Genomic DNA, 23,004 nt, shown 5'->3' with positions numbered 1-23,004 from the left:
AAGAGCGATGCCAGACATCGCTCTTTTTTTGTTTCTAATATTTATTTAAGACTTATATTTTTGATTGATATTTATTGATCAATAATTTAAGAAAAACAGCACATCGCATCATCCGCATTCATAATTTTGCGATAAATACTTTTCACATAACCATGCACCAGTTGTTCTGAAGCATTCAGGTTGGCAGCAACTTGTTGTGAAGGTAAACCTTGTCCTGAAAGCGCCAATATTTCATGTTCAGTTTTAGAGAGTGCCAAAGAATGACCATGTGCGACAATGGATTGTTCGCAGGCTAAGATTTCATTGGCTAAGTTGCCGTCTAGCGGTGAGCCGCCACGTAAAATGGTGCGAATCTGGTTTTGCATGCCTGTTGCAGATTGGTCGCTAAAGACATAGGCTGAAATGCCTAAATGAATAGCTTGTAGCAATTGTTTTGGCATACTTGAAGGCAGCACCGCCACAATTAAGGTGTCTTTACGGAAAAGTTTGAGATTTTGGATAAAATCAATTTGAGCTTTTGACCAAGACTGTAAATTGATAAATACCAAATTAGGCAAATGTTGCTGCACCATCAGCACTGCATTTGCGAGCGATGGGCTGCAAAGTAGAACCTCTTTAGGGTAGCCAAAATTTTGTAAAATGTGGCTTAAATTTTGTGATGCTTCTACCTGATCATCAATCAGCAGAACAGGCACAGGTAAAACGAGATCTCTGTGAATCATGACAAATACTCCTGTGCTGTTCTATAAATAATTTTGATAAATAGATTGTGCGTGATATTGCTGTAACTGAATATCCTTAAATATAGTGATTTTTATATAAAAAGGGTAAATATAAGTAATTGTTGCTGAATATGTTTTTTTGAAATGTGTTGAAAATGTGAGTAATGTAACTCGATACCGTTCTTTCGTTCAGTGGTAAGAGTGAATTGTTGAATTTGTGATGAATCTCACATTTTAAAACTTATTCATATTTATAAGTCACTTAAATCATAGTGAACTGCAAAAACAATACGCATTTTTGAACGAAAAATAAAAAAGGAGCCATGTTGGCTCCTTAATGAAATGTTGGATCGTGTGTCTAAATTTAGACTGCGTTTTGAGTGATTTTCTGTAAAATCTGCAGCAAAACGTCAAATTCACTTTGTAATGGCGTGCTTTTACGCGTCACTAAAGCCAAAGTACGGCTTGGTGCAGCCTCAATACTTTTGATCTGTAAATCTGGATTCGATTTGATCATGGCATTATGAATTGCAATTTCAGGCAATAGGGTAAAGCCTAAATTTGCAGACACCATTTCAACCAAGGTCGGCAAAGAGCTGGCTTTTAAACGATGATCGTTTTTGCGTTCACCAATCGGGCAAGCACTTAAAGTGTGATCACGTAAGCAATGACCTTCTTCAAGCAGCATTAAACGCGATAAATCCAAATCATCTAAAGAATTGGCCTGCGCCGATTTTTGATCGCCCTTGTGATAAACCAAGAACAAATCTTCTTTAGAAATTTCAGCCACTTTCAAACCACGCGTATCGAATGGCAGGGCTAACACCACCATATCTAAATTGCCGTGTTCCAGTTTTTCGACAATTTTTTCACTTTGCGCTTCGTGTAAATGCAATTGAATTTTAGGTAGCTGCTTATGCACTTCATCTAACAGTTGCGCCAAAATAAATGGGGCAATGGTTGGAATCACGCCTAAGTGTAAATCACCTGTGAGAGGCTCACTCATTTCACGGCTTAAACGCATTAAGTCCTGTGCATCTGCTAACAGAACACGGGCGCGTGCTACGACTTGTTCACCCAATGGGGTTAAACGTACATTCTGTCGATCACGTTCTACCAGTACGCCGCCAAGCAGGCGCTCCAGTTCCATGATCCCGCCAGACAAAGTCGACTGAGTTACAAAAGAACGGCGAGCCGCTTCTGTAAAATGTAACGTTTCAGACAGTGTAACGAGGTATGACAGCTGTCTTAAAGATGGTAATGCAGCCATAGTGTCCTAATGATTATGATTTAAAGTGGTGAGCAAACAGTTCGCTAAGATGAGGAATAAAGTGTGGAGGAATATCATGCCCCATTCCTTTGATTAATTCAAACTTAGCGCCCGGAATCGCTTTCGCAACAGCCTTACCATGCCCTGGTGGGAGCAAACGATCTTGCGAACCATGTACCACAAGGGTAGGTTGCTGAATTTGTTTGTCCAGTTGTAGCAACGAGCCTGTACATAATATTGCTAAAAACTGTTGAAGTACACCCGCAGGGTAATAACTTCGCTGATATAATTTGCGTGCAGTTTGCATCGCTTCGAGTTGATTCACATAGCCTGGCGAGCCTATCACCTTAAAGAGTTTTAAACTATGATCAACAATGCCATTTTCATCTTGCGATTTTGGTCTTTCTAGCAAACTGAACAGTTGTTTCGGAAATGGTGGTGGTAAAAAAGGCTGGTTATTACTGGTAAATAATAAGCCTAAATTATTCACGCGATCTGCATATTTGGCAGCCAAAATTTGGGCAATCATGCCGCCCATAGAAGCACCAATCACTTCGGTCTTTTCAATGCCTAAGCGCTCTAATAGCAATGCAGCATCATCCGCCATATCAAATAAGTTATAAGGCGCACCGTGGTTTTGCAGACCTAAGCTAAAACGCCCCATCATTTTATAGGTGTTCAGACGTGGACCTTTGTGGCGAATTTTGGATGACAAACCAATATCGCGGTTGTCATAGCGAATGACACGATAGCCCTGATCAATCAGTGATTTACAAAAGAAATCGGGCCAGTACAACATTTGTGCGCCTAAACCCATAATCAGCAAAATAGGTGGATCTTCAGTTTTGCCGCCCACTTCGACATGCAGCTGAATTCCGTTGCCTAAATCGACTTTGGTTTCGTGCATAAATGCCGTATAGGGCGATGTGGTGAACTGAAGTGCACTATTCATGTTGTGATCCTCATGTCAGGCAAGGGCGAAATCAATCGCCCTTTATTGTTTTTATTTTATTCCGATACAGGCAATAAGTCTGGCACTAATTTGGTCAAACTCAAGCGTTGTTTGGCCGCTGTTGCGCCTAATAGGACAAAGCCACGTAAGGTATCGGTTTGGTCATAGGCTCTGGCAATCATGCCATCGTCAAATTCTTCGGTATGCCAGTTGACATCTACCCCTAGTGGCGCAGGTAAAACGGTCAGTGGTGCAGCAGGTGTTTTCACTGCAACAGGCATGGCAGGGTAGTGTACCTGAGTAGTTTCACCATTTAAGGTTTTGGCTAAGGCACGTGCTTGCTGCATGATTGGCATCACATACGGCAATAAAATACCATTCACTTCCGCACAGTCACCTACTGCATAGATATCAGCTTGGCTGGTTTCAAGTTGCGCATTGGTTAAGACCCCACGACTGGTTTCGATGCCTGCTGTTTTAGCCAAAGCAATGTTTGGTTGTAAACCAATGGCAGACAGTACCACATCGGCAATTAAAGACTGACCACTGGTAATGGTCACTAAATAGTCGTCATTTTTAATTTTCGAAACTTTTTCAACGGTTGTACCCAATACAAAATGGATACCCGTTTCTTCTAGGTTTTGTTTAAAAGCACTGGCTACATAATCCGGCAATAAACGACCTAGTGGTTGTGGTGCAAGGTCAATCACCGTGACTTGGTGTCCTGTTTGCTGCAAGTCATTGGCAAATTCACAACCAATTAAACCTGCACCTAAAATCACCACACGTTTGTCTTGACGTTGTTCAAGCTGTTGGCGAAATGCGGTGTAATCACTTAAATTATTTACCACATGAATGTCATCACTGCCATCGCCCGCAATGGCTAAACGTACAGGATTCGCACCCACTGCCAAAACCAATTTAGAATAAGGTTGTTGGCTGCTTACACCCTCTTTTTCTAATTCAAGTACATGCGCTTCTGCATCAATTGCTTTAACCCAAGTGTGGGTTTCAATACGCATATTGAGTTGGCTTGCCATTTTAGCTGCATCGCCCAATGCAATTTGAGCAGGGGCTTTATTGCCCGCCAATGCGTTAGATAAAGTTGGTTTGGCATAATTGGCAGCATCATCTGCACAAATCATGACTAACTCTTGTTCTGCATTTAGCTTACGAAACTCGCGTGCAACAGTATAACCTGCCATGCCTGAACCAATAATAACGATAGGATGCATAAGGTGTACTCCAAATGAGGGCATAGAAATTGGCGTTAAAAAAAGACCATCGGACATGGTCTTTTCGTGGTCTTAAACTTCAATCATTTCAAAATCAGCTTTTGAAACGCCGCAGTCTGGGCAAGTCCAGTCATCAGGAATATCTTCCCATAATGTACCTGCCACAATACCATCTTGAGGCCAGCCTTCTGCTTCGTCATAAATCCATCCACAAACGATGCATTGATACTTTTTCATTCAATTCTCCATAAACCGATCTTTAAATTTCCAGATCAGCAAAAAACTTATCTACGACTAGTTGTATGATATATCTATTTGATTAAATTTTTACGCAGTTATACGGCTAAAGTAAAGTAAATAAGCGATTTTAATCTGTGCTTTTATAGAATGAATAGCTGCATGGGACATAACCGCGCAGAAAAGACCTCTTTTGATATAGATACGGCATTGTAATGAGAGAATGGCTGCAGGAAAAATCACGTTTTTATGCGTTTAAATGCCATTTAAGACCTTGGTCGTACAGTAAAAGTCTTATATTTTTGCTATTTTATTATGGAATAAATATATATTAATATTTTTAAGTATATTAAAGTTTATAAAAATCAAAACCTTGTAGTGTTTTGATGCGTGATTGATGGCAGTCTTGCCGATTCGATCACTAGCCTTATGTGAAAATAAACGGTAAAATTCAACCATTCTTTAGTCACATTTCTGATCTTCCATGAGCAATTTGTCTACTTTTTTGTGGTCGCATATTCGTACAGTTCCTCATTTTCCAAAACCAGGCGTAGATTTTTATGATTTAACGCCTTTGTTTATGAATAATTTGGATTCATTAACAGATGCTTTAATTGCCAGCATTCCTGCAGAAAAATTAGCTGAAGTTGAAAGCTTTATTGCAGTAGAAGCACGTGGTTTTGTATTGGCGAGCCTTTTGGCACAGCGTACAGGCAAAGGTTTGGTACTTGTGCGTAAAGCAGGTAAATTGCCACCACCAGTTGTGGGTGTGGGTTATAGCTTAGAATACGGTTTAGACCGTTTAGAAATGGCTGCCGATGTGCAAGCGCAAAAAGTCATTATTGTAGATGATGTATTGGCGACAGGTGGCACTTTAAAAGCAGTGAAACAATTGGCTGAAAAATGTAATCATCAAGTTTTAGGTGCAAGCATTTTCCTAGACTTACCAGATTTACACAAAAATTTAGGTTTAGATATTTGGTCCGTATTGGACAATAAATCTAAACCAGAACAAGCAGTGGCTTAATCCTTTTAAGTTATTGTAACTGCTGTAAAAAAGCCTGATCTCCATAGTTGTGATCAGGCTTTTTTAATGGGTGATGTTTAATTGATTATTTTTAATGGATAGCTTTGACTTTATTTGGCAAGATAAGCTTGTTCGATTTGCTGAATACAAGAATTAATATTTTCTGGATGCAATAAGCGATGATGCCCAGACTCAAAAGTAGAGGTCTGCATATAGTTTTCTAAAAATGCTTGCGCGGCATGCATATCCAAAATTTCATCGCCCAATTCTAAATAAGCCAATTGTGGAATATCGTGCTGCAAGTCATCATCTGAAATTGCAGGATAGTCATTGCGAAACGTGGGAGCTAAACTTGGATTTGCCACCACACACGGAATATGGTGCGACAAAGACATTTTGAGTGCCCAATAGCCGCCTAGACTATGTCCCACCAAAATTTCAGGCTTAATTTTTTGAATGATATTGTGATAAAAATCGGCAACAGTTTGATAATTTAAGTTGCGATAATCGACATTGATACAAAATTTTTGTTTTGCATCTATGGCATGGAATTTAGTCGACTCCCGCGAGGAATCTAATCCATGTAAAAACAAGACTTTTAAAGCACATGTATTCATTGCCAGATTCACAAAGTTAAACATCTTGAGTCAAACTGAGCCTAAAGATAAAGTGGATAGAAAATAAAATATTTAGACTGATACATCAGCAGGTTTAAAAACAGCAAAATACGGTCTTTTTCATCTATTTTCTGAACAATATTGTAGTGCGCTTAGCCTGAGAAAGAAGTTAGCTTTTGGTCTAAGTCTACAAAAAATCACAAAAGCAAGTGGCAATTTAAAAAATAAATTGCTCGAGTCAGAGAAGGCATACGAAATCGTGTCTAAATCTGCTATTCTATTGAACTTCTTTTTTTAGTAATTATTCGAGGCAGAGATGACGCAACATAACGCTCAATCGACTTCTGAACCCACTATTTCCGAAAACGATTTAATTGCGCAGCGTCATGCCAAGTTAAAGCAAATTCAAGAACAAGCGCAGGCGAAGGGAACTAGCCCTTGGCCAAATACGTTTAAGCGTGAAAACTACGCAGAAGATTTGCAGGCACAATTCGCAGAAGTTTCTAAAGAAGAAATTGAAGCAGGCGAAAAAGTGTATGTGTCTGTAGCAGGTCGTGTGATGTTGAACCGCGGTTCATTCATCGTAATTCAAGACATGACAGGTCGTATTCAGTTGTATGTGGCGCGTAAAGAACTTAGTGCTGAAACATTAGAGACGATCAAGAGCCTAGATTTGGGCGATATTATCGCAGTGAAAGGCTATATTGGTCGTTCAGGCAAAGGCGATTTATATGTCCATATTCAACATTTTGAATTGTTGACCAAATCTTTACGTCCATTACCAGACAAATATCATGGTTTAAGCGATACCGAAGCGAAATATCGTAAGCGTTATTTAGACTTAATCGTAAATGAAGACACCCGTAAAACCTTTGAAATTCGTGCCAAAGTGGTTTCGGGTATTCGTGCATTTTTAACTGAACAGCGTTTTATGGAAGTTGAAACGCCAATGATGCATGTGATTCCTGGCGGTGCATCGGCACGTCCATTTGAAACGCATCATAATGCTTTAGATATGCCGTTATTCTTGCGTATTGCGCCTGAATTATATTTAAAGCGTTTAGTGGTTGGCGGTTTTGAACGTGTGTTTGAAATTAACCGTAACTTCCGTAATGAAGGGGTGTCTACACGTCATAACCCTGAATTTACCATGATCGAATTCTACCAAGCTTATGCCGACTATAAAGATTTGATGGCATTGACTGAGCAAATGCTAGAAAAACTGGCTTTGGATATTTTGGGTACTACCGATGTGCCGTATGGCGATGAAGTGTATAGCTTCAAAGGCCCATTCAAGAAAATTTCTATGTTTGATGCCATTCTTGAGCATAATCCACAATTCACGCCAGAAAATGTTAATGACCGTGATTTCTTGGCTAAATTTGTGCAGGAAGAATTGAAAGAACAGGTGAAGCCTGGTTTTGGTTTGGGCAAACTACAAACCATCGTGTTTGAAGAAACCGTAGAAACTCAATTACGTCAGCCGACTTTCATTACAGAATATCCTGCAGAAACGTCGCCTTTGGCACGTCGTAATGACGATAACCCACACATTACTGACCGTTTTGAGTTCTTTATTGGTGGTCGTGAATTGGCGAATGGTTTCTCAGAATTAAATGACCCGATTGACCAAGCTGAGCGTTTCCAAGCACAGGTTGCAGAAAAAGACGCAGGCGATGATGAAGCGATGCATTACGATGCAGACTTTGTTGAAGCTTTGGAATACGGCTTACCACCAACTGCAGGTGAGGGCATCGGGATTGACCGTTTGGTAATGTTGTTTGCCAACGCTGCGAGTATCCGTGATGTGATTTTATTCCCACACATGCGTCATAAAAACTAAGTTTTAGCGCATCGTTGACGACATAAAAAACAACCTGCAGAAATGCAGGTTGTTTTTTTGTTGTAACTTAAAGTTAAACACTTGCCACCAATTTTTTGATCATAGGTCGCTGGCGTTGACTGGCAAGCCATAAATCATGCTGCATTTGTAAATTCAACCAAAACTCTGGTGAGGTTTCTAAGGCTTCACTCAAACGAATCGCCATATCTGCAGAAATTCCAGTATGACCATTCAAAATGCGAGATAGGTTTGCACGTGTCACTCCAAGTGCTTGAGCCACTTCAGTCACAGAAGTTTCACCAATATATTCGCGCAACATTTCGCCCGGATGAGGTGCATTAAACATCATATTCATCTTTGTACTCCTGCGCTAGAAGCTATGTGATAATCCAAATAATCTACAATGTAGACATCACCATCTTCAAATTTAAAAATTACACGCCAATTACCATTTACTGTTAGTGACCATTGATCTTGTAGATTTCCACTCAATTTATGTAAACGCCAATTGGGTGGAGTTCGCAAATCATTCACCGTAGATGCAGCATGTAGTGCTGCAAGTATTAAACGTAATTTTGTAGAATGCGCTGCTTGAATACCTGCTGTTGAACCAGTTTGGAAAAAAGCCTGAAGACCTTTATGTTTAAAACTCTTAATCAAGCCTTAGTATCCAAGTGTATTGTGTATATGTACAGTATACGATAATTTCGAGTTTAATCAATCAACCAGTTTTGGCGGGGTTTAAGTGCATCTTGCGTAATCCGCAGAAACTTAAAGTGATGATGCTTATAACAACGCCGTTTGAATCCGTACTTTCATCTCTAAAGCTTGCTGCAAAATATGCGCTTTCATCCAAGTTACTTGTGTACCCATGGGGTTGGTTTTAATAGCAGTGTTTAAGAAATCCAGTTTTTCTTGCGAAAATAATTGCGTTTCAATCGCTTGATGCAGTTCTGCCGTGGTTGCATTTAAAGGCACATCTACCAAATAAAAACCTTTAGGATAATTATAAAATGCATACATTAAGTTAAAGGCTTTTTGTTCGGCCTTTAAATTGCCCGCACCAATTTCATAGCTGCGGTCTTGATTGCTATGCGTCACGCCTATTAAAAAGGAGAGTTGTTGATCACGGCAACGCAAACCAAATTGCAGCCCAATCTGATCTGCACTGAGTTCATGTTGCACAAAAACATTCAGCATTGAAGCATCATCGTTTAAAGGCTCTTGTAGGACGAGTAGCTCAGGGCTGTGCTGATACAAAAAACCAGCCAGTTGCGCCTGTTCAAGTTTGGATTTGATCTGTTCAATCTGTGGCATGGGAGCATCTTAAAAATAAAAAAATATGTTTTTACTTTAAGCATTTTTTGTTCATGCTTGAAGCACTGAATTAGATGAATAATCTATGAAGTTATTCAAAAATGAGCAGCTTGTAAGCGCGATTTGTATGTATCAAACGTAGCGAGAATGACGTTAAATTTCAATATATGATGGAATAAACTATTGATTAAATAAAACTTATACTGCTTATTGGTTTTCTTTTATATGAGCTTTTTGCATATAAATATAATAAAACAAGCAATAGTCTGCATAACTAAGTCACTATAATGAAAATCAAATTCTATCTGTGTTATTCGTACACAAGTTTAAGTACATCTGGTGTGATCAATGTCAATAAATCAGGAAAGACTTACTCATCTTAAACAGCTTGAAGCTGAGAGTATTCATATTATCCGTGAAGTTGCAGCCGAGTTTGAAAATCCAGTCATGTTGTATTCGATTGGTAAAGATTCAGCGGTAATGTTGCATTTGGCTTTAAAAGCATTCTATCCAGCGAAACTGCCATTTCCACTGTTACATGTGGATACAGGCTGGAAATTCAAAGACATGATCACTTTCCGTGACAACATGGCAAAACAGCACGGTTTTGACTTGATTGTTCATCAAAATAAAGAAGGGGTAGATGCCAACATTAACCCATTCGATCATGGCAGTTCTAAATATACCGACATCATGAAAACCCAAGGCTTAAAACAAGCTTTAGATAAATACGGTTTTGATGCGGCATTTGGTGGCGCGCGTCGTGATGAGGAAAAATCACGTGCCAAAGAACGTGTTTATTCTTTCCGTGATGCAAAACATCGTTGGGACCCGAAAAATCAGCGTCCTGAATTGTGGAATTTGTATAATGGCAAGGTCAATAAAGGCGAAAGTATTCGTGTGTTCCCATTGTCTAACTGGACTGAATTGGATATTTGGCAATACATTTACCTCGAAAGTATTCCATTAGTACCGTTGTATTTGGCTGCAGAACGTCCTGTCGTTGAGCGTAGCGGCACTTTAATTATGGTCGATGACGAACGCATGCCGTTGCTAGAAGGTGAAGTTCCACAAATGAAATCGGTACGCTTCCGTACTTTAGGTTGTTATCCACTTACGGGTGCAGTCAAATCAGAAGCGAATACCTTGCCTGAAATTATTCAGGAAATGCTATTGGCAACCAGTTCAGAGCGTCAGGGTCGTATGATTGACCACGATGAAGCTGGCTCGATGGAGAAGAAAAAGCAAGAAGGTTACTTCTAATCTCTCCTGAAAAATCTCCCCAAACCCCTCTTTATAAAGAGGGACTTATAAAAAGCGGAGCAAAGCCTCCCTTTATAAAAGGGAGATTTAGAGGGATTAAAGATTAAAAAACCGATTTCTAAAAAATATGTGGAGCTTTGAGCAATGTCTCATCAATCGAATTTAATTAGCCAAGATATTTTGGCGTATTTAAAACAGCACGAAAACAAAGATCTACTGCGCTTTTTAACTTGCGGTAACGTAGACGATGGTAAATCGACATTAATTGGTCGTTTGTTGTATGACTCAAAATTGATTTATGAAGATCAATTACAAGCCGTGACTCGTGACTCGAAAAAAGTCGGCACTACGGGCGATGCACCTGATTTAGCTTTATTGGTCGATGGTTTGCAAGCCGAGCGTGAGCAGGGCATTACCATTGATGTGGCTTATCGTTATTTTTCTACTGAAAAGCGTAAGTTCATCATTGCCGATACACCTGGGCATGAGCAATATACACGTAACATGGCAACAGGTGCATCGACTTGTGACTTGGCGATTATTTTGATTGATGCGCGTTATGGCGTACAAACTCAGACCCGTCGTCATACTTTTATTTCTAGTTTATTGGGCATTAACAATATTGTGGTTGCTATCAATAAAATGGATTTGGTGGATTATTCAGAAGCACGATTTAACGAAATTCAGACGGAATATGCGAACTTTGTGAATCAACTGGGTGATCGTAAACCATCGAATATTATTTTCACGCCAATTTCTGCCTTAAATGGCGATAACGTGGTGAACAAGTCTGAGCATACCCCTTGGTACACAGGCGATACTTTAATGGGAACATTGGAGTCGGTAGAAATTAACCGTAACTCGGCTCAAAATGATTTCCGTTTCCCTGTGCAGTATGTCAACCGTCCAAACCTTGACTTCCGTGGTTTCTGCGGCACGATTGCTTTGGGCGATATTCATGTGGGTGACCGCATTGTGGCATTGCCATCGGGCAAAAGCTCGACAGTAAAAGAGATTGTGACTTTTGATGGCAATCTTGAACATGCAATTGCAGGTCAAGCAGTTACCCTAACACTGAACGATGAAATTGATATTTCACGTGGTAATGTGTTGGTGCGTGAAGATCAAGTGCGTCCTGAAATTTCACGTGCTGTAAATGCCACTGTGGTGTGGATGGCTGATCAGCCACTATCTATTGGCAAGCTGTATAACTTAAAAGTGGGTACACAAACTGTGCCTGCAAAAGTCACAGCCATTCATTACCGTACCAATGTGAATACTTTGGAACAGGTGCAGGTTGAACAGCTTGAACTGAATGCAATTGCCAATGTCACCATCGAATTTGATGCGCCTGTGGTATTTGACCGTTATCAAGACAGTCGTTATACGGGTTCGTTTATTTTCATTGATCGTTTAAATAACGTGACCATTGGCGCAGGTATGGTTGAAGCTTGCGTAGAATGGACTGCACACAGTACACCTGTAACAGCCGAAGACCGTGCTGCACGTTTGGGTCAAAAACCTGCAGCGGTATGTGTACCAAGCCAAGCACTTGAACAGGCACAAGCACTTGAAAGCTTGCTGATTCAGCAGGGTATTGTTGCCATTGCCAAAGCAGGTTTAGATGCTGCGCAGGTTGCATTACTCCGCGAAACGGGCATTGTGGTCATTAGTGATGTAAACAGTGGTGCAGATGCAGAGTTGACTGCGACAGCTACAGAAGAACTGGCAGAAAAAATTATTGCCCTAGTTCGCTTATAAAATTAGATTCGTTTATAAAATCGAATCCACATCCCCAAAAAACCGCTTTCACCTGAAAGCGGTTTTTTTATGTGCGTTCACTATATTGGAAAGTTTGTTTTTTAAGTGCGATCTAAGGGTTCGCTATTGAGATGTTTGAGCATGGGCGTGAAGTGTCCATAGTTAATTTTTTGAGGTTGTATTTCAAAGCCATTTTTTTCATAAAAACTTAAAGCAGTCTGTGTGCTAAATACACTCATGTGCGATACATTTTTGCGCTTTAAATCGCTTATTGCTTCAAATAACAAGGCTTGACCAATACCGCGTTGTTGTACTTCGGGGGCAATGGCATGTTGTAAAATTTGCCCGCGATCACTCATCATAATAAAGCCAACCACCACATGCTGTAAGACATAGACCCAACAATTGTTGTAATGCAGCAGCATTAAAATATTTTCATAGCTTTTATTTTCTAGCCATGCCTGAATTTTGGCTTCATTGCGTTGATGATCTTGAATACAAGAGCGAATACTGGCGTGTAATACCGCAACCAAATTGGCGACATCTTGAATGTGTGCAGCTCTAATCATCTAGGCTTAGGGTGATAGATAAAAACAAGGCTCTATTGGAAGCGAAAAGTGTTTAAAGAAATAGCAGAAAATTGTTGTGTTTTACTGCGTTATACTGCAGCACAAGTCCTATTTTTAAGGCAATCGGTATCATTGTGTAATTGAGCATTGCACTTTTTAGCGATGCATGGATGGAATCATCTGTTAAAGCATAAGCGTTGAAGCGTGCAGCAGCGAATAGACGCTAAGCCCTGAAATGGTTATACTTTATTGAAACGCCTGAAATAAGAGCGAAGACCAAGATGGCAAAACTATTGTTATGGATTTTGTTGTTGATTGCCGTATATGCAGTCTGGAAAGTCTGGTTCAAAATAAAAATTAATCGTACTTTTCAGCAAAGCTGTCAAGATATTGCCAATATTGTCCAAGACCCGATTACCCACAAAGCACCGCGCCCTGTAGAAGAGGTGGTGGAAGAAGTTGCCGAATACGAACAGCAATTATTTGATGATATCGCAGAAATATTTTTAAGCTTAAAAGTATCTAGTCGTGACCCTGAAGATGCCGAAACTATTCAACAAGAAGTGCTGAATAAAATGCCTGCCAAAGCACATACGCAAATTCGTCAGTTAGACTTGGGGGAGTGGTCAATTTACTGGAGTTTTTACGAGCAATCCCTTGAATATTTTGTCGGCAAATACGGAGTTTTTATTACCCATGTAGACCGCTTTGGGCAAGAGCATAAATACAATAATTCAGAGCAGTTTCAAACAGATTGATTTTCATGCCTGATTTTCTGTTTATGATTTTACAGAGGTTTCTTGAAAATTAATTGCAGCATCTTCTTGTCAGTTAAGTGTTTGGTTAAATGTTGAGTTTTGCGCTATTTTCCCGAAAAGAGGTATCATGCCTTTTTCTTTTACATAGGCAGCATCAATGTCAGTTTTAGAAATCATTGCTGTGTTGATTAGTGTTTTAGGCGTGACCTTAACCATTAAGCGACATATAGCTTGCTGGGTGGTGAATTTTATTGCCTGTTTGCTGTATGCCTATTTATTCTTTGAATATCAATTGTATGGCGAAACGGTATTACAAACCCTATTTATGGGCATGGCTGTTTATGGTTTTTTCCAGTGGAAAACTGCACAGCAGCAAAAACAACATATCATCATTCAAAGCTTGCCACTCTCTAAAATGTGGCTGCAAATTGCACTGAGTAGCATACTGGGTTTACTGTTTGGGCTAAGTTTAAAGTGGTGGACGCAGGCTTCACTGCCTTTATTGGATGCACAACTGGCAGCTATGAGTCTATTGGCAACCTATTGGACCAGTCGTAAATACTTGGCTACATGGGTGTTATGGATTGTGGTCGATCTGGTGTATATCGGCATGTTTATTTACAAAGAGTTGCTGTTAACGGCTGTGTTATATGCAGGTTTTGTGGTTCTTGCTTATTTGGGCTGGCGTGAATGGCATAAAATCCGACAACAACATGCGGCACATTCTGCGGTGTGATGGCGTGTAGCGATGAGCAATTTAATTGATTTTAAACAGGCGCAGCTTAAACAATTTGATTTATTGGCATTGGATATTTTAGCGTATCCTGAGCGTTATTTACAGTTTGATTCGATTGCAGATTTTTACCAAGCCCAGTGGTTAGATGATTTCCCCAAAGGGACGACATGGTGTTCCACAGGACTAGATGATGGCGCAGAACATTTTTATGCCAAAATTGAATTTTATGGGCATTATTTAACTATTTATAGCCATGAAACCTATGCCGCTGAATTTGGCATCATTCACACAGAATAGACAAAATAGAGTCAATGACAGCAGGCGGAAAAAACACTTTAATAGCCTGAAAATAAAGTTGTATGTAGGATATAAAACAACTTATACCCGTTGAGCATCAGCCAAATTATATTGCACGATGATGCTAGACCTACTCCATCAATAAACAAAATAAAAGGAACTCAAATGGCTCATCAATTTACTGTAAACGCCACCATTCATGGCGTTTCAATTGACGAATTTAAGCGTTTAGTGGCAGATGTTGCTTTGCATGAAGCAGTCTGCAAGCGTATTCCTGGTGAAAATTTGGAAATTTTAGAATCTAAAAAGAACGGTGATATTTACACTTTACGCCGTGCTTATAATTTAGATGTGAATATTCAAGATATGGCTAAAAAATTATTAAAAGATGCATTTCGTTTAAAACGCAATGATGTGACCCATTTAACGGCGCTTACTTCTACCGTGGAGCTTGGTGCAAACTTGCCTTTAGAAGCTAAAGGCGAGCGTAGTGTGACAGGCAACCATGAAAAAATTGATATTCAATTAAACTGGACAATTAAGGTTAAAGTGCCATTGATTGGCGGCATGTTGGAAAAACATGCAGAAGGGGAAATCCGTCGTTTCAGTGAGTTGGAAATTGGTATTGTAGAAGATGAACTCAAGAAAAATTTAGCGGCTTAACCCTTCATTTCTACTAGAAAAGATTGCTCTTAAATACATGCTTGGCGCTGCCGTTTTCGGTGGCGCTTTGTTTTTTGGACGTATTGAATTGTGATTGTTGATGCTGGGGTCATTTTACAGTGATCAATTTTTGATTTTTGAAAAAGTTTAGTGCTTGGCTTTATTGCATACAGACTATCGTCTTAATTTATTATTTAAATATAGTATATTTATTATGCTAATATTTTGACCAGATTTAAATTGAGTGTGAGTTCTGCCATGAAATTGATTCAGTTGTTATGTTTATCGGTTTTGCTGACCTTTGCCAGTCTATCTCCAGCAATGGCAGAGAGCAAAAAAGATCCACTTTTTGTCTTGCTTACCAGCAGTGATGCGCACCGCACCAAAATGGCAATTGGCATGAGCAATAACCAATTTGGCAAAGGTCATCCACTGACGATTTATTTGGTCGATCAAGGCGTAATGTTGGCATCTAACCGCTTTGAACATAAATATGCAGAGCATCAGAACATGCTGAAAAGTATTATCGCCAAAGGTGGTGATGTGTATATCTGCAAAATGTGTATGGAGCAGTACGGTGTTGTTGAAGGTGACTTAATGAAAGGTCTGAAATATGCCAATCCAGATGCTATGGGTGAAGCAATTTTCCGTCCAGGCACTCAGACACTGAGCTGGTAATTCGGCTGCTTGAAATGCAAAAGCCTTGTTGAAAAACAGGGCTTTTTTATTGCGGAATTTCTAGCGCATGGCGTATTTTTTTAAACGATAATCCAGTGCAGCGCGGGAAATTCCCAATAAGCGTGCCGCTTCAGATACATTGTGTTTGGCTTTTTGCATCGCGGTGATAATCAGTTGTTGCTCATGCTGTTCTAAATCAAAACCTTCGGTTAAAAGCGTGTCTAAATCTACGCTGTCTTGCTCATCTACAGTATGGTCGCTGTGCATTTGCGGAAACAGGGCATTCAGTTTAATCAGTTGTTGATCTTCCGTCAGTAGTACCGCACGTTCGAGCAGGTTTTCCAGTTCACGAATATTGCCAGGCCACGCATAGCTTTGCATAAAGTTAGTGGCTTTTTCACTGACGCCTTGAATTTGTTTGTCATACATTTTTTCAAAGCGTTTTAAGAAATGTGCAACCAATAATGGTAAATCTTCACGGCGTTCACGCAGCGGTGGAATCTGCACAGGAAAAATGTTTAAACGGTAATATAAATCGGCACGGAAACGACCTGCTTTAACCGCTTGTTCTAAATCTTCATTGGTTGCAGCAATCACGCGAACATCAATATGACGGGTTTGCGAATCTCCAACGCGTTCCACTTCACCTTCTTGTAGCACACGCAGCAAAGCCGCTTGAGCGCGTGGCGAAAGTTCAATCACTTCATCTAAAAAAATAGTACCGCCATGGGCGCGTTCAAATTTACCTAAGCGTGATTGATGTGCACCTGTAAATGCACCTTTTTCAACACCAAACAGTTCAGATTCAATCAGTTCAGGTGGAATTGCCGCGCAGTTGACCGCAACAAAAGCATGTTCTTTACGCTGACTCAGTTCATGCACACCACGGGCAAAGGCTTCTTTTCCGACCCCTGTTTCACCTTGCAGCAAAATCGACACTTTGGCACCTGCGGCTTTTTTGAGTAAGTCACACACCCGCTGATAAGCCGCCGATTGTCCGACTGAGCTGAACATGCTGTAGTCATTTTTACTGGTGGCATAAATCGACTTTTTCAGTTCATACAATTCGGCTTGCAGTGCAATGAGTTCCTGTTCCATCGGTTCAGGCGACATGAACTGAATCAGCTCATCGGCATTTTCCCATTCACTGAGTTGTTTACCAATAATACGGCAATGCTCACGCCCGCAGGCTTTACATTCCACTTCCTGATAAATAATGGTCATGCCTGTGGCAAAACTGCTGTAACCGCAAGCATAGCCCAGCAGCATCCAGCAGGAAGGTTCGTGACTCAGTCCAAATTGCTCAACATGCACATCGGCTTCAAAAGAGTTATGCCAGTTTAAGTCTGCATAAAACTGTTTTTTCTTTTGATTTAAAATCAATTGATTGGCAGAAACTTGCACCATGCCACGAATACCGTGCATTTGAGGCCCTGCCATAAAAGCTTGTTCTTCATTTAAACCTGGGCGCATTTTAGTAGTGACTTCTGCATCTTTCAGACCTGCCTGATAGCCCAAACGAATAAAAAAGCGTTTGGTGCGTTCCATTCCAATCATATTGGCAAGGTCTTTACGCAAATAGCCCATGATGCTGGTATGCATCAGCAACATGCGATATTCATCAAACCAGATTTGTCCACGCTCAGTGTCAAAATGTAGTTTGGAAAGCAGGTCGTGAATTTCCTGAGGATGACCTGCATATTTGCCGCTGCTGTCGTATTTTACTCGTACCATGCGCCGTGTTTAATCCATTAAATTCGAGGCTGTTTAGCCATCTTATGCAAATTCGTGAAAATTCAATAATACCTAAACAGCATCATGCCAAACCTTAAAGGTATTTAGTTGTATCTATATGTTTTTGTTGTTTTTATTCCGTCTTTATCATAAGCGAATTGCATAAAGCCCAAGGGTAAATTTTTGTATCTGTACGGGCTGTATTTCATCAAATCATGAAATCTTAAATTTTTTAAACATCAAAATTCATCAAATCATGAAATCCAAATTCTTATAAAAACACTCAGATTTTTTAAGTTGCTGTTTTTCAATGTTTTTATAAAGTTGGCACGCTTGTTGTAATAGTAAAAGTAAGCAACAGATGCATGAAGCAACTGAAGCAAGTTCTGAATGAATCAGATCTTGTAGGAGAACAATATGAAGGATGCAACAGGAGCATTGCCCTTAACCAAATATATTCGGGTAACGGGCGATATTAATGCCGCATTTGTCGAGTTCGACTTTGCCATTCACGATCCCACTTTATATGTGGAGTTGGTGTTACCGCAGCAAGCATTCCGCGAGTTCTGCGCAACCAATCAAGTGGTGGAAATGAGCGAACAACAGCAAGCCGTGAATGATGCTGAAGAAGACAAATGGCGTTACGGCATTGAACACGACACTTTAGTCGGTGCACAGCGATACAACATTGATCATGAAGATCAACACTGAATGCTTAAGGAGATAAGCGATGACTTTAGAAATTAAAACAGCGGGTATTGAGCCAATTCGTCAAAACTATGCCTATATTGAGCGCCGTTTTGGCAACAAGCCAGCCACCCGTTATCAGGAAGTCAGTTTTGATATTCAGGCGGAAACCAACTTTCACTATCGTCCGCTGTGGAAACCTGAAAAAACCTTAAATGATAAAACCCATACTGCAATTGAAATGCAGGATTGGTACGCATTTAAAGACCCGCGTCAGTTTTATTACGGAACTTATGTGCAGCATCGTGCGCGTTTGCAGGACATTGCCGAAAGTAACTTTAGCTTTTTTGAAAAGCGTCAGTTGGCAGAGCATATTTCTGAAGATGTCAAAGCCAAAGTGATTGCCTTGTTTTTGCCGTTTCGTCATATCGAACAGACTGCCAATTTACACATGATGTCGGGCAGTGCTTATGGTTATGGCACGGTGCTGACCCAAGCCTGTATTTATGCTGCGATGGATCGTTTAGGGATGGCGCAGTACATCTCACGGGTTGGTTTGGCACTCGATGGCAACACGGGCGAATCTTTAATTCCAGCCAAACAAGCATGGATGCAGGATGAAGCATGGCAAGGACTGCGCAAGCTGTGTGAAACCAGTTTGATCGAGCAGGACTATTTCAAACTGTTTTTATTACAAAACTTGGTGATTGACAGCTTTATGAGCGAATTGGTTTACACCCAATTTGATCAATGGCTGGCACAGCATCAAGCACGTGACTTGGCGATGCTGATGGAATTTATGCAGGAAGCCATGGCAGATTTACGCAAATGGTCAGACAGCGTATTTAAAACCGCAGCTGCAGAATCTGCACATAACAAACAATTGTTGAGCCAGTGGTTAGCCGAATATTTACCTGAAGTGAAAGCGGCATTTGCAGCGTGGGCAGCTGAGGCGTTGTCTGCAGATGCAGTCGACATTGCAGAACAAAAACTGCTGGAACGCAGTAAAAAAATTGGCATCGAACTCGAACAAATTTTGCAGGCTTAAGGAGAAGCAGCATGTCTAAGGTTTATCTCGCATTACAGGACAATGACACGTCGCGCTACATCATTGAAGCGATTGAAGAAGACAACCCAGATGCCACGATTCAATATCTGCCAGCCATGATTCGGGTAGAAAGCGAAACAGGTCTGATTGTTAAAGCAGAAACGGTATCTGAAAAACTTGGACAAGATTGGGATATTCAGTCTTTACAACTCAACATGATTACGTTGGGCGGCAACGTCGAAGAAGATGATGACAGTTTCCGTTTGCACTGGAACTAGGAATAAGGATGTGCACTGAGCCAATTTGAGTACAGTGCCGCCAGAACATATTGCTGCATAGATTGCCGCTAAAAAATTTAAGGATGATGAGCATGAATTCACAAGTTAAAACCCCAGCAAAAAAACTGAATGCCAAAGACCGTTATCGCGCACTTACTCGTGACTTGGATTGGGACTTTTCTTATGCAGACCGCAAAGAAGCCTTTCCATACGAAGAATTTGAAGGCATTAAAATTACAGACTGGTCTAAATGGGAAGATCCATTCCGTTTAACCATGGATGCTTACTGGAAGTATCAGGCAGAAAAAGAGAAAAAACTTTACGCCATTTTTGATGCTTTTGCACAAAACAACGGTCAAATGAACGTGACCAATGAGCGTTATTTGAATGCCATCAAACTGTTTTTAACTGCGGTAACTCCGCTTGAATATCAGGCATTCCAAGGTTATGCACATGTAGGGCGTCAGTTCAGTGGTGTAGGCGCACGTATCGCATCACAAATGCAGTCGATTGATGAATTACGTCACGTGCAGACGCAAATTCATGCCATGAGCCATTACAACAAATTCTTTGATGGTTTTCAGGATTGGTCGCACATGCATGACCGCGTTTGGTACTTGTCTGTACCAAAATCTTTCTTTGAAGATGCGCGTTCAGCAGGGCCGTTTGAGTTCTTGTTAGCCATTAGCTTTGCCTTTGAATATGTATTGACCAACTTGTTGTTCGTACCGTTCATGTCAGGTGCAGCACACAATGGCGATATGGCAACGGTCACCTTTGGTTTTAGTGCACAGTCCGATGAAGCACGTCACATGACTTTAGGTCTAGAAATCGTGAAATTCTTGTTAGAACAACACGAAGATAACGTGCCAATCGTACAGGAATGGATTGATAAGTGGTTCTGGCGTGGGACTCGTCTGTTATCTATAGTTGGCATGATGATGGACTACATGCTGCCAAACAAAGTGATGTCGTGGAAAGAAGCGTGGGAAACCTACTTTGAAGAAGCGGGCGGTGCGTTATTTAAAGACTTGAGCCGTTACGGTATTCGTATGCCGAAATATTCAGAAGTAATTACCAAAGAAAAAGAACACGTGTCGCATCAAGCGTGGTGGATTTTCTATAACTTCGGTCATGCAGCAGGTTTCCATACTTGGATTCCAACCGATCAGGAAATGGATTGGTTATCTGAAAAATATCCAGACACCTTTGACAAATACTACCGTCCAAAGTGGGAGTTAGCACGCAAGATGGAAGCAGAAGGCAAGCGTTTCTACAGCGCAGGCTTACCGCAATTGTGCCAAATTTGCCAAGTGCCAATGACTTTCACCGAAATGGATGGCGATCCGACCATGTTTACGTATCGTGAGTCTGTTTATAAAGGCGAGCGTTACCACACCTGTTCAGATGGTTGTCACGATATTTTTGAACGTGAACCTGAAAAATATGTGCAGGCATGGTTGCCAGTGAACCAAATTCTACAAGGCAACTGTGGTGGCTTAGATTTGGAAAACATGCTGCGCGAATATTATCGCTTCAATGTCGGTGCAGATAACTTGGATATTGAAGGTTCACCAGACCAGCAACGCTGGAAAAAATGGAAAGGTGATGCGGCTTAACGCTCATTCACTATCTAAAGTAAATATCTAAAATTTAAGTTATTTCAAGATTCAAATTTAAAAGGATTTCGGTTTGAGTCATTTGCGGCTCAAACCACCCCAATACGGAGAATGACCATGTCAGTACGCGCTATTCGCCCAGATTACGACTTTGAACCACGCGACCTACAAAAACACTATGGTGACAACATTTTGGTGTATGTGGGTTGGGATCATCACACTTTATATTGTTCTGCACACGCCATGTTGGTTTCGCCGCAGCAAACCTTTCAGGAATTTTTGGATCAGCAAATGCAGGCGGGTTTCCATCAACATCCTGACTTTGAAAACATTAAATGGGATGAAGTGCAATTTACTTTAAACAAACAGGTAATTCAGCCACGCCCTGAACAGACCTTGGCAGAAATTGGCTTCGATCAAAAATCACTACTGCGTTTTGTGACCCCAGGACTGAATGGGTACAAGGGCGCACACGTTTAAAACAGTAAGATCACAACAAAATAAAGACAGCAAAGCACAGTCAGTAAGTACAAGACAGGAGGTCGCAGATGAGCTATCAAGTCACAATTGAGCCAATTGGCACAACCATTGAGGTTGAAGAAGATCAAACCATTTTAGATGCCGCGTTACGTCAAGGCGTGTGGTTGCCATTTGCTTGTGGGCATGGCACTTGCGGCACTTGTAAAGTCCAAGTCACCGATGGTTATTATGATGTCGGCGAAGCGTCACCTTTCGCGCTGATGGATTTGGAACGTGAAGAACACAAAGTGTTGGCGTGCTGCTGTAAGCCTGAATCAGACATGACCATTGAAGCCGATGTTGATGAAGACCCAGATTTCTTGGGATATTTGGTTCAGGATTATCAGGCCAAAGTCCTTGAGGTAAAGGACTTATCTCCAACCATTAAAGGTGTGCGCTTGCAGTTAGACCGCCCGATGGAGTTTCAGGCAGGGCAATACATTAACGTGCAATTCCCGGGTATTGAAGGCACTCGTGCCTTCTCAATTGCCAATGCACCAAGCGAACTAGGCATTATTGAATTGCATATTCGTCATGTTGTGGGCGGCAGTGCTACGACCTATGTGCATGAGCAGCTTGCGGCAGGCGACGCACTGGAAATTTCAGGGCCATACGGACAATTCTTTGTACGTAAATCGGATGATCAGGATGCGATTTTTATTGCAGGTGGTTCAGGTTTATCTAGCCCGCAATCTATGATTTTAGACTTACTAGAGTCGGGTGATACCCGCACCATTTACCTATTCCAAGGTGCGCGTGATGTTGCGGAATTATATAACCGAGAACTGTTTGAGCAGTTAGTCAAAGACTATCCAAACTTCCGCTACATTCCTGCATTAAATGCACCTAAAGCAGAAGACCATTGGACAGGATTTACAGGCTATGTGCATGAAGCGGTTGCCGATTATTTTGAGCAGCGTTGCGGTGGACACAAAGCCTATTTATGCGGCCCACCAGTCATGATTGATGCAGCAATTTCGACCTTAATGCAAAGCCGTTTGTTTGAACGTGATATTCACACTGAACGCTTCTTGAGTGCTGCCGATGGTGCAAGTGGTCAGTCACGTTCAGCATTGTTTAAACATATTTAACACATATTTAAAAGTGGATAGGTGCTGCAATATTGTACTGAGCCTATCGAATTGCAATAGATAAAAAGTTTCCAAGGAAGTCG

Annotated in this window: 26 protein-coding genes; 15 read left to right on the top strand and 11 right to left on the bottom strand. The window is 40.9% G+C overall.

The window, feature by feature from the left end; genetic code table 11:
• Window positions 1–86 precede the first annotated feature (86 nt).
• From FTU70_RS01635 to rubA, 5 genes are all read right to left on the bottom strand, one after another.
• The gene (locus tag FTU70_RS01635; protein WP_096900972.1) at window positions 87–722 is read right to left on the bottom strand and encodes a LuxR C-terminal-related transcriptional regulator; all 636 of its coding nucleotides are present in this window, start codon (window positions 720–722) and stop codon (window positions 87–89) included.
• Between the two features lie 364 nt (window positions 723–1,086).
• Entirely contained in the window at window positions 1,087–1,992 is a 906-nt protein-coding gene (gene oxyR / locus FTU70_RS01630) for a LysR family transcriptional regulator OxyR (protein WP_096900971.1), read from the bottom strand.
• A gap of 13 nt (window positions 1,993–2,005) precedes the next feature.
• Complete coding sequence (locus tag FTU70_RS01625; protein ID WP_154320942.1) at window positions 2,006–2,944, bottom strand: alpha/beta fold hydrolase; 939 nt, start codon at window positions 2,942–2,944, stop codon at window positions 2,006–2,008.
• 56 nt (window positions 2,945–3,000) lie between these two features.
• The gene (locus tag FTU70_RS01620; protein WP_096900969.1) at window positions 3,001–4,179 is read right to left on the bottom strand and encodes an FAD-dependent oxidoreductase; all 1,179 of its coding nucleotides are present in this window, start codon (window positions 4,177–4,179) and stop codon (window positions 3,001–3,003) included.
• Between the two features lie 72 nt (window positions 4,180–4,251).
• Window positions 4,252–4,416, bottom strand: coding sequence for a rubredoxin RubA (gene rubA / locus FTU70_RS01615; RefSeq protein ID WP_004972007.1), 165 nt, complete (start codon window positions 4,414–4,416; stop codon window positions 4,252–4,254).
• Between the two features lie 484 nt (window positions 4,417–4,900).
• Between rubA and FTU70_RS01610 the strand changes: the two genes are divergently transcribed.
• Entirely contained in the window at window positions 4,901–5,443 is a 543-nt protein-coding gene (locus FTU70_RS01610) for an adenine phosphoribosyltransferase (protein WP_004972003.1), read from the top strand.
• 110 nt (window positions 5,444–5,553) lie between these two features.
• On the opposite strand, the gene FTU70_RS01605 is transcribed toward FTU70_RS01610, so the two are convergent.
• A complete protein-coding gene (locus FTU70_RS01605; protein WP_026438299.1) occupies window positions 5,554–6,060 on the bottom strand; it encodes a YqiA/YcfP family alpha/beta fold hydrolase in 507 nt (168 codons plus the stop codon).
• Window positions 6,061–6,376: 316 nt separating this feature from the next.
• Between FTU70_RS01605 and lysS the strand changes: the two genes are divergently transcribed.
• Complete coding sequence (lysS, locus tag FTU70_RS01600; protein ID WP_096900968.1) at window positions 6,377–7,903, top strand: lysine--tRNA ligase; 1,527 nt, start codon at window positions 6,377–6,379, stop codon at window positions 7,901–7,903.
• A 73-nt stretch (window positions 7,904–7,976) separates the two neighbouring features.
• Here lysS and FTU70_RS01595 read toward each other — a convergent pair whose 3' ends face one another.
• The 3 genes from FTU70_RS01595 to FTU70_RS01585 form a co-directional block, all read right to left on the bottom strand.
• Entirely contained in the window at window positions 7,977–8,258 is a 282-nt protein-coding gene (locus tag FTU70_RS01595; protein ID WP_004971994.1) for a HigA family addiction module antitoxin, read from the bottom strand.
• Entirely contained in the window at window positions 8,255–8,563 is a 309-nt protein-coding gene (locus tag FTU70_RS01590) for a type II toxin-antitoxin system RelE/ParE family toxin (RefSeq protein WP_096900967.1), read from the bottom strand. The genes FTU70_RS01595 and FTU70_RS01590 overlap by 4 nt, the downstream gene beginning before the upstream one ends.
• Window positions 8,564–8,689: 126 nt before the next feature.
• Entirely contained in the window at window positions 8,690–9,220 is a 531-nt protein-coding gene (locus FTU70_RS01585; protein ID WP_096900966.1) for a hypothetical protein, read from the bottom strand.
• A 354-nt stretch (window positions 9,221–9,574) separates the two neighbouring features.
• On the opposite strand from FTU70_RS01585, the gene cysD reads away from it, so the two are divergent.
• Entirely contained in the window at window positions 9,575–10,483 is a 909-nt protein-coding gene (cysD, locus tag FTU70_RS01580; RefSeq protein ID WP_180059899.1) for a sulfate adenylyltransferase subunit CysD, read from the top strand.
• A 144-nt stretch (window positions 10,484–10,627) separates the two neighbouring features.
• Entirely contained in the window at window positions 10,628–12,244 is a 1,617-nt protein-coding gene (gene cysN, locus FTU70_RS01575) for a sulfate adenylyltransferase subunit CysN (protein ID WP_096900965.1), read from the top strand.
• 101 nt (window positions 12,245–12,345) lie between these two features.
• On the opposite strand, the gene FTU70_RS01570 is transcribed toward cysN, so the two are convergent.
• Window positions 12,346–12,813 carry a GNAT family N-acetyltransferase gene (locus FTU70_RS01570; RefSeq protein WP_180059884.1) on the bottom strand — a complete coding sequence of 156 codons (468 nt, stop codon included), beginning with the start codon at window positions 12,811–12,813 and terminating at the stop codon, window positions 12,346–12,348.
• A gap of 281 nt (window positions 12,814–13,094) precedes the next feature.
• On the opposite strand from FTU70_RS01570, the gene FTU70_RS01565 reads away from it, so the two are divergent.
• The 5 genes from FTU70_RS01565 (at window position 13,095) to FTU70_RS01545 (ending at window position 15,945) form a co-directional block, all read left to right on the top strand.
• Window positions 13,095–13,571, top strand: a complete 477-nt coding sequence (locus tag FTU70_RS01565; protein WP_167845869.1) for a hypothetical protein — start codon at window positions 13,095–13,097, stop codon at window positions 13,569–13,571.
• Between the two features lie 157 nt (window positions 13,572–13,728).
• A complete protein-coding gene (gene pnuC, locus FTU70_RS01560) occupies window positions 13,729–14,307 on the top strand; it encodes a nicotinamide riboside transporter PnuC (protein WP_004971981.1) in 579 nt (192 codons plus the stop codon).
• 12 nt (window positions 14,308–14,319) lie between these two features.
• Window positions 14,320–14,604 carry a hypothetical protein gene (locus tag FTU70_RS01555; RefSeq protein WP_096900962.1) on the top strand — a complete coding sequence of 95 codons (285 nt, stop codon included), beginning with the start codon at window positions 14,320–14,322 and terminating at the stop codon, window positions 14,602–14,604.
• Window positions 14,605–14,769: 165 nt separating this feature from the next.
• Window positions 14,770–15,267 (top strand): DUF2505 family protein, encoded by a 498-nt coding sequence (locus FTU70_RS01550; protein ID WP_180059882.1) that lies wholly within the window; start codon window positions 14,770–14,772, stop codon window positions 15,265–15,267.
• 258 nt (window positions 15,268–15,525) lie between these two features.
• Complete coding sequence (locus FTU70_RS01545) at window positions 15,526–15,945, top strand: DsrE family protein (protein ID WP_004971976.1); 420 nt, start codon at window positions 15,526–15,528, stop codon at window positions 15,943–15,945.
• 60 nt (window positions 15,946–16,005) lie between these two features.
• On the opposite strand, the gene mobR is transcribed toward FTU70_RS01545, so the two are convergent.
• Window positions 16,006–17,679, bottom strand: coding sequence for a phenol degradation transcriptional regulator MobR (gene mobR, locus FTU70_RS01540; RefSeq protein WP_004971974.1), 1,674 nt, complete (start codon window positions 17,677–17,679; stop codon window positions 16,006–16,008).
• Between the two features lie 417 nt (window positions 17,680–18,096).
• Between mobR and FTU70_RS01535 the strand changes: the two genes are divergently transcribed.
• From FTU70_RS01535 to FTU70_RS01510, 6 genes are all read left to right on the top strand, one after another.
• Window positions 18,097–18,390: a phenol hydroxylase subunit gene (locus FTU70_RS01535; protein ID WP_004971972.1), complete on the top strand. Its 294-nt coding sequence runs from the start codon at window positions 18,097–18,099 to the stop codon at window positions 18,388–18,390.
• 19 nt (window positions 18,391–18,409) lie between these two features.
• On the top strand, window positions 18,410–19,414 hold the full coding sequence (locus FTU70_RS01530) for an aromatic/alkene monooxygenase hydroxylase subunit beta (RefSeq protein ID WP_004971970.1): 1,005 nt from the start codon (window positions 18,410–18,412) through the stop codon (window positions 19,412–19,414).
• Between the two features lie 11 nt (window positions 19,415–19,425).
• Entirely contained in the window at window positions 19,426–19,692 is a 267-nt protein-coding gene (locus tag FTU70_RS01525; RefSeq protein WP_004971969.1) for an MmoB/DmpM family protein, read from the top strand.
• Window positions 19,693–19,784: 92 nt separating this feature from the next.
• Entirely contained in the window at window positions 19,785–21,311 is a 1,527-nt protein-coding gene (locus tag FTU70_RS01520) for an aromatic/alkene/methane monooxygenase hydroxylase/oxygenase subunit alpha (RefSeq protein ID WP_004971966.1), read from the top strand.
• Window positions 21,312–21,428: 117 nt separating this feature from the next.
• On the top strand, window positions 21,429–21,791 hold the full coding sequence (locus FTU70_RS01515; protein WP_104853300.1) for a phenol hydroxylase subunit P4: 363 nt from the start codon (window positions 21,429–21,431) through the stop codon (window positions 21,789–21,791).
• 68 nt (window positions 21,792–21,859) lie between these two features.
• Entirely contained in the window at window positions 21,860–22,921 is a 1,062-nt protein-coding gene (locus FTU70_RS01510) for an NADH:ubiquinone reductase (Na(+)-transporting) subunit F (RefSeq protein ID WP_004971960.1), read from the top strand.
• The last annotated feature ends 83 nt before the right edge of the window (window positions 22,922–23,004 follow it).

The sequence above is a fragment of the Acinetobacter sp. YH12135 genome (assembly GCF_013418565.1).
Lineage (GTDB): Bacteria > Pseudomonadota > Gammaproteobacteria > Pseudomonadales > Moraxellaceae > Acinetobacter > Acinetobacter towneri.
Note: the sequence above shows the minus strand (reverse complement) of the source record. Positions and strands in the feature narration are given on the sequence as shown.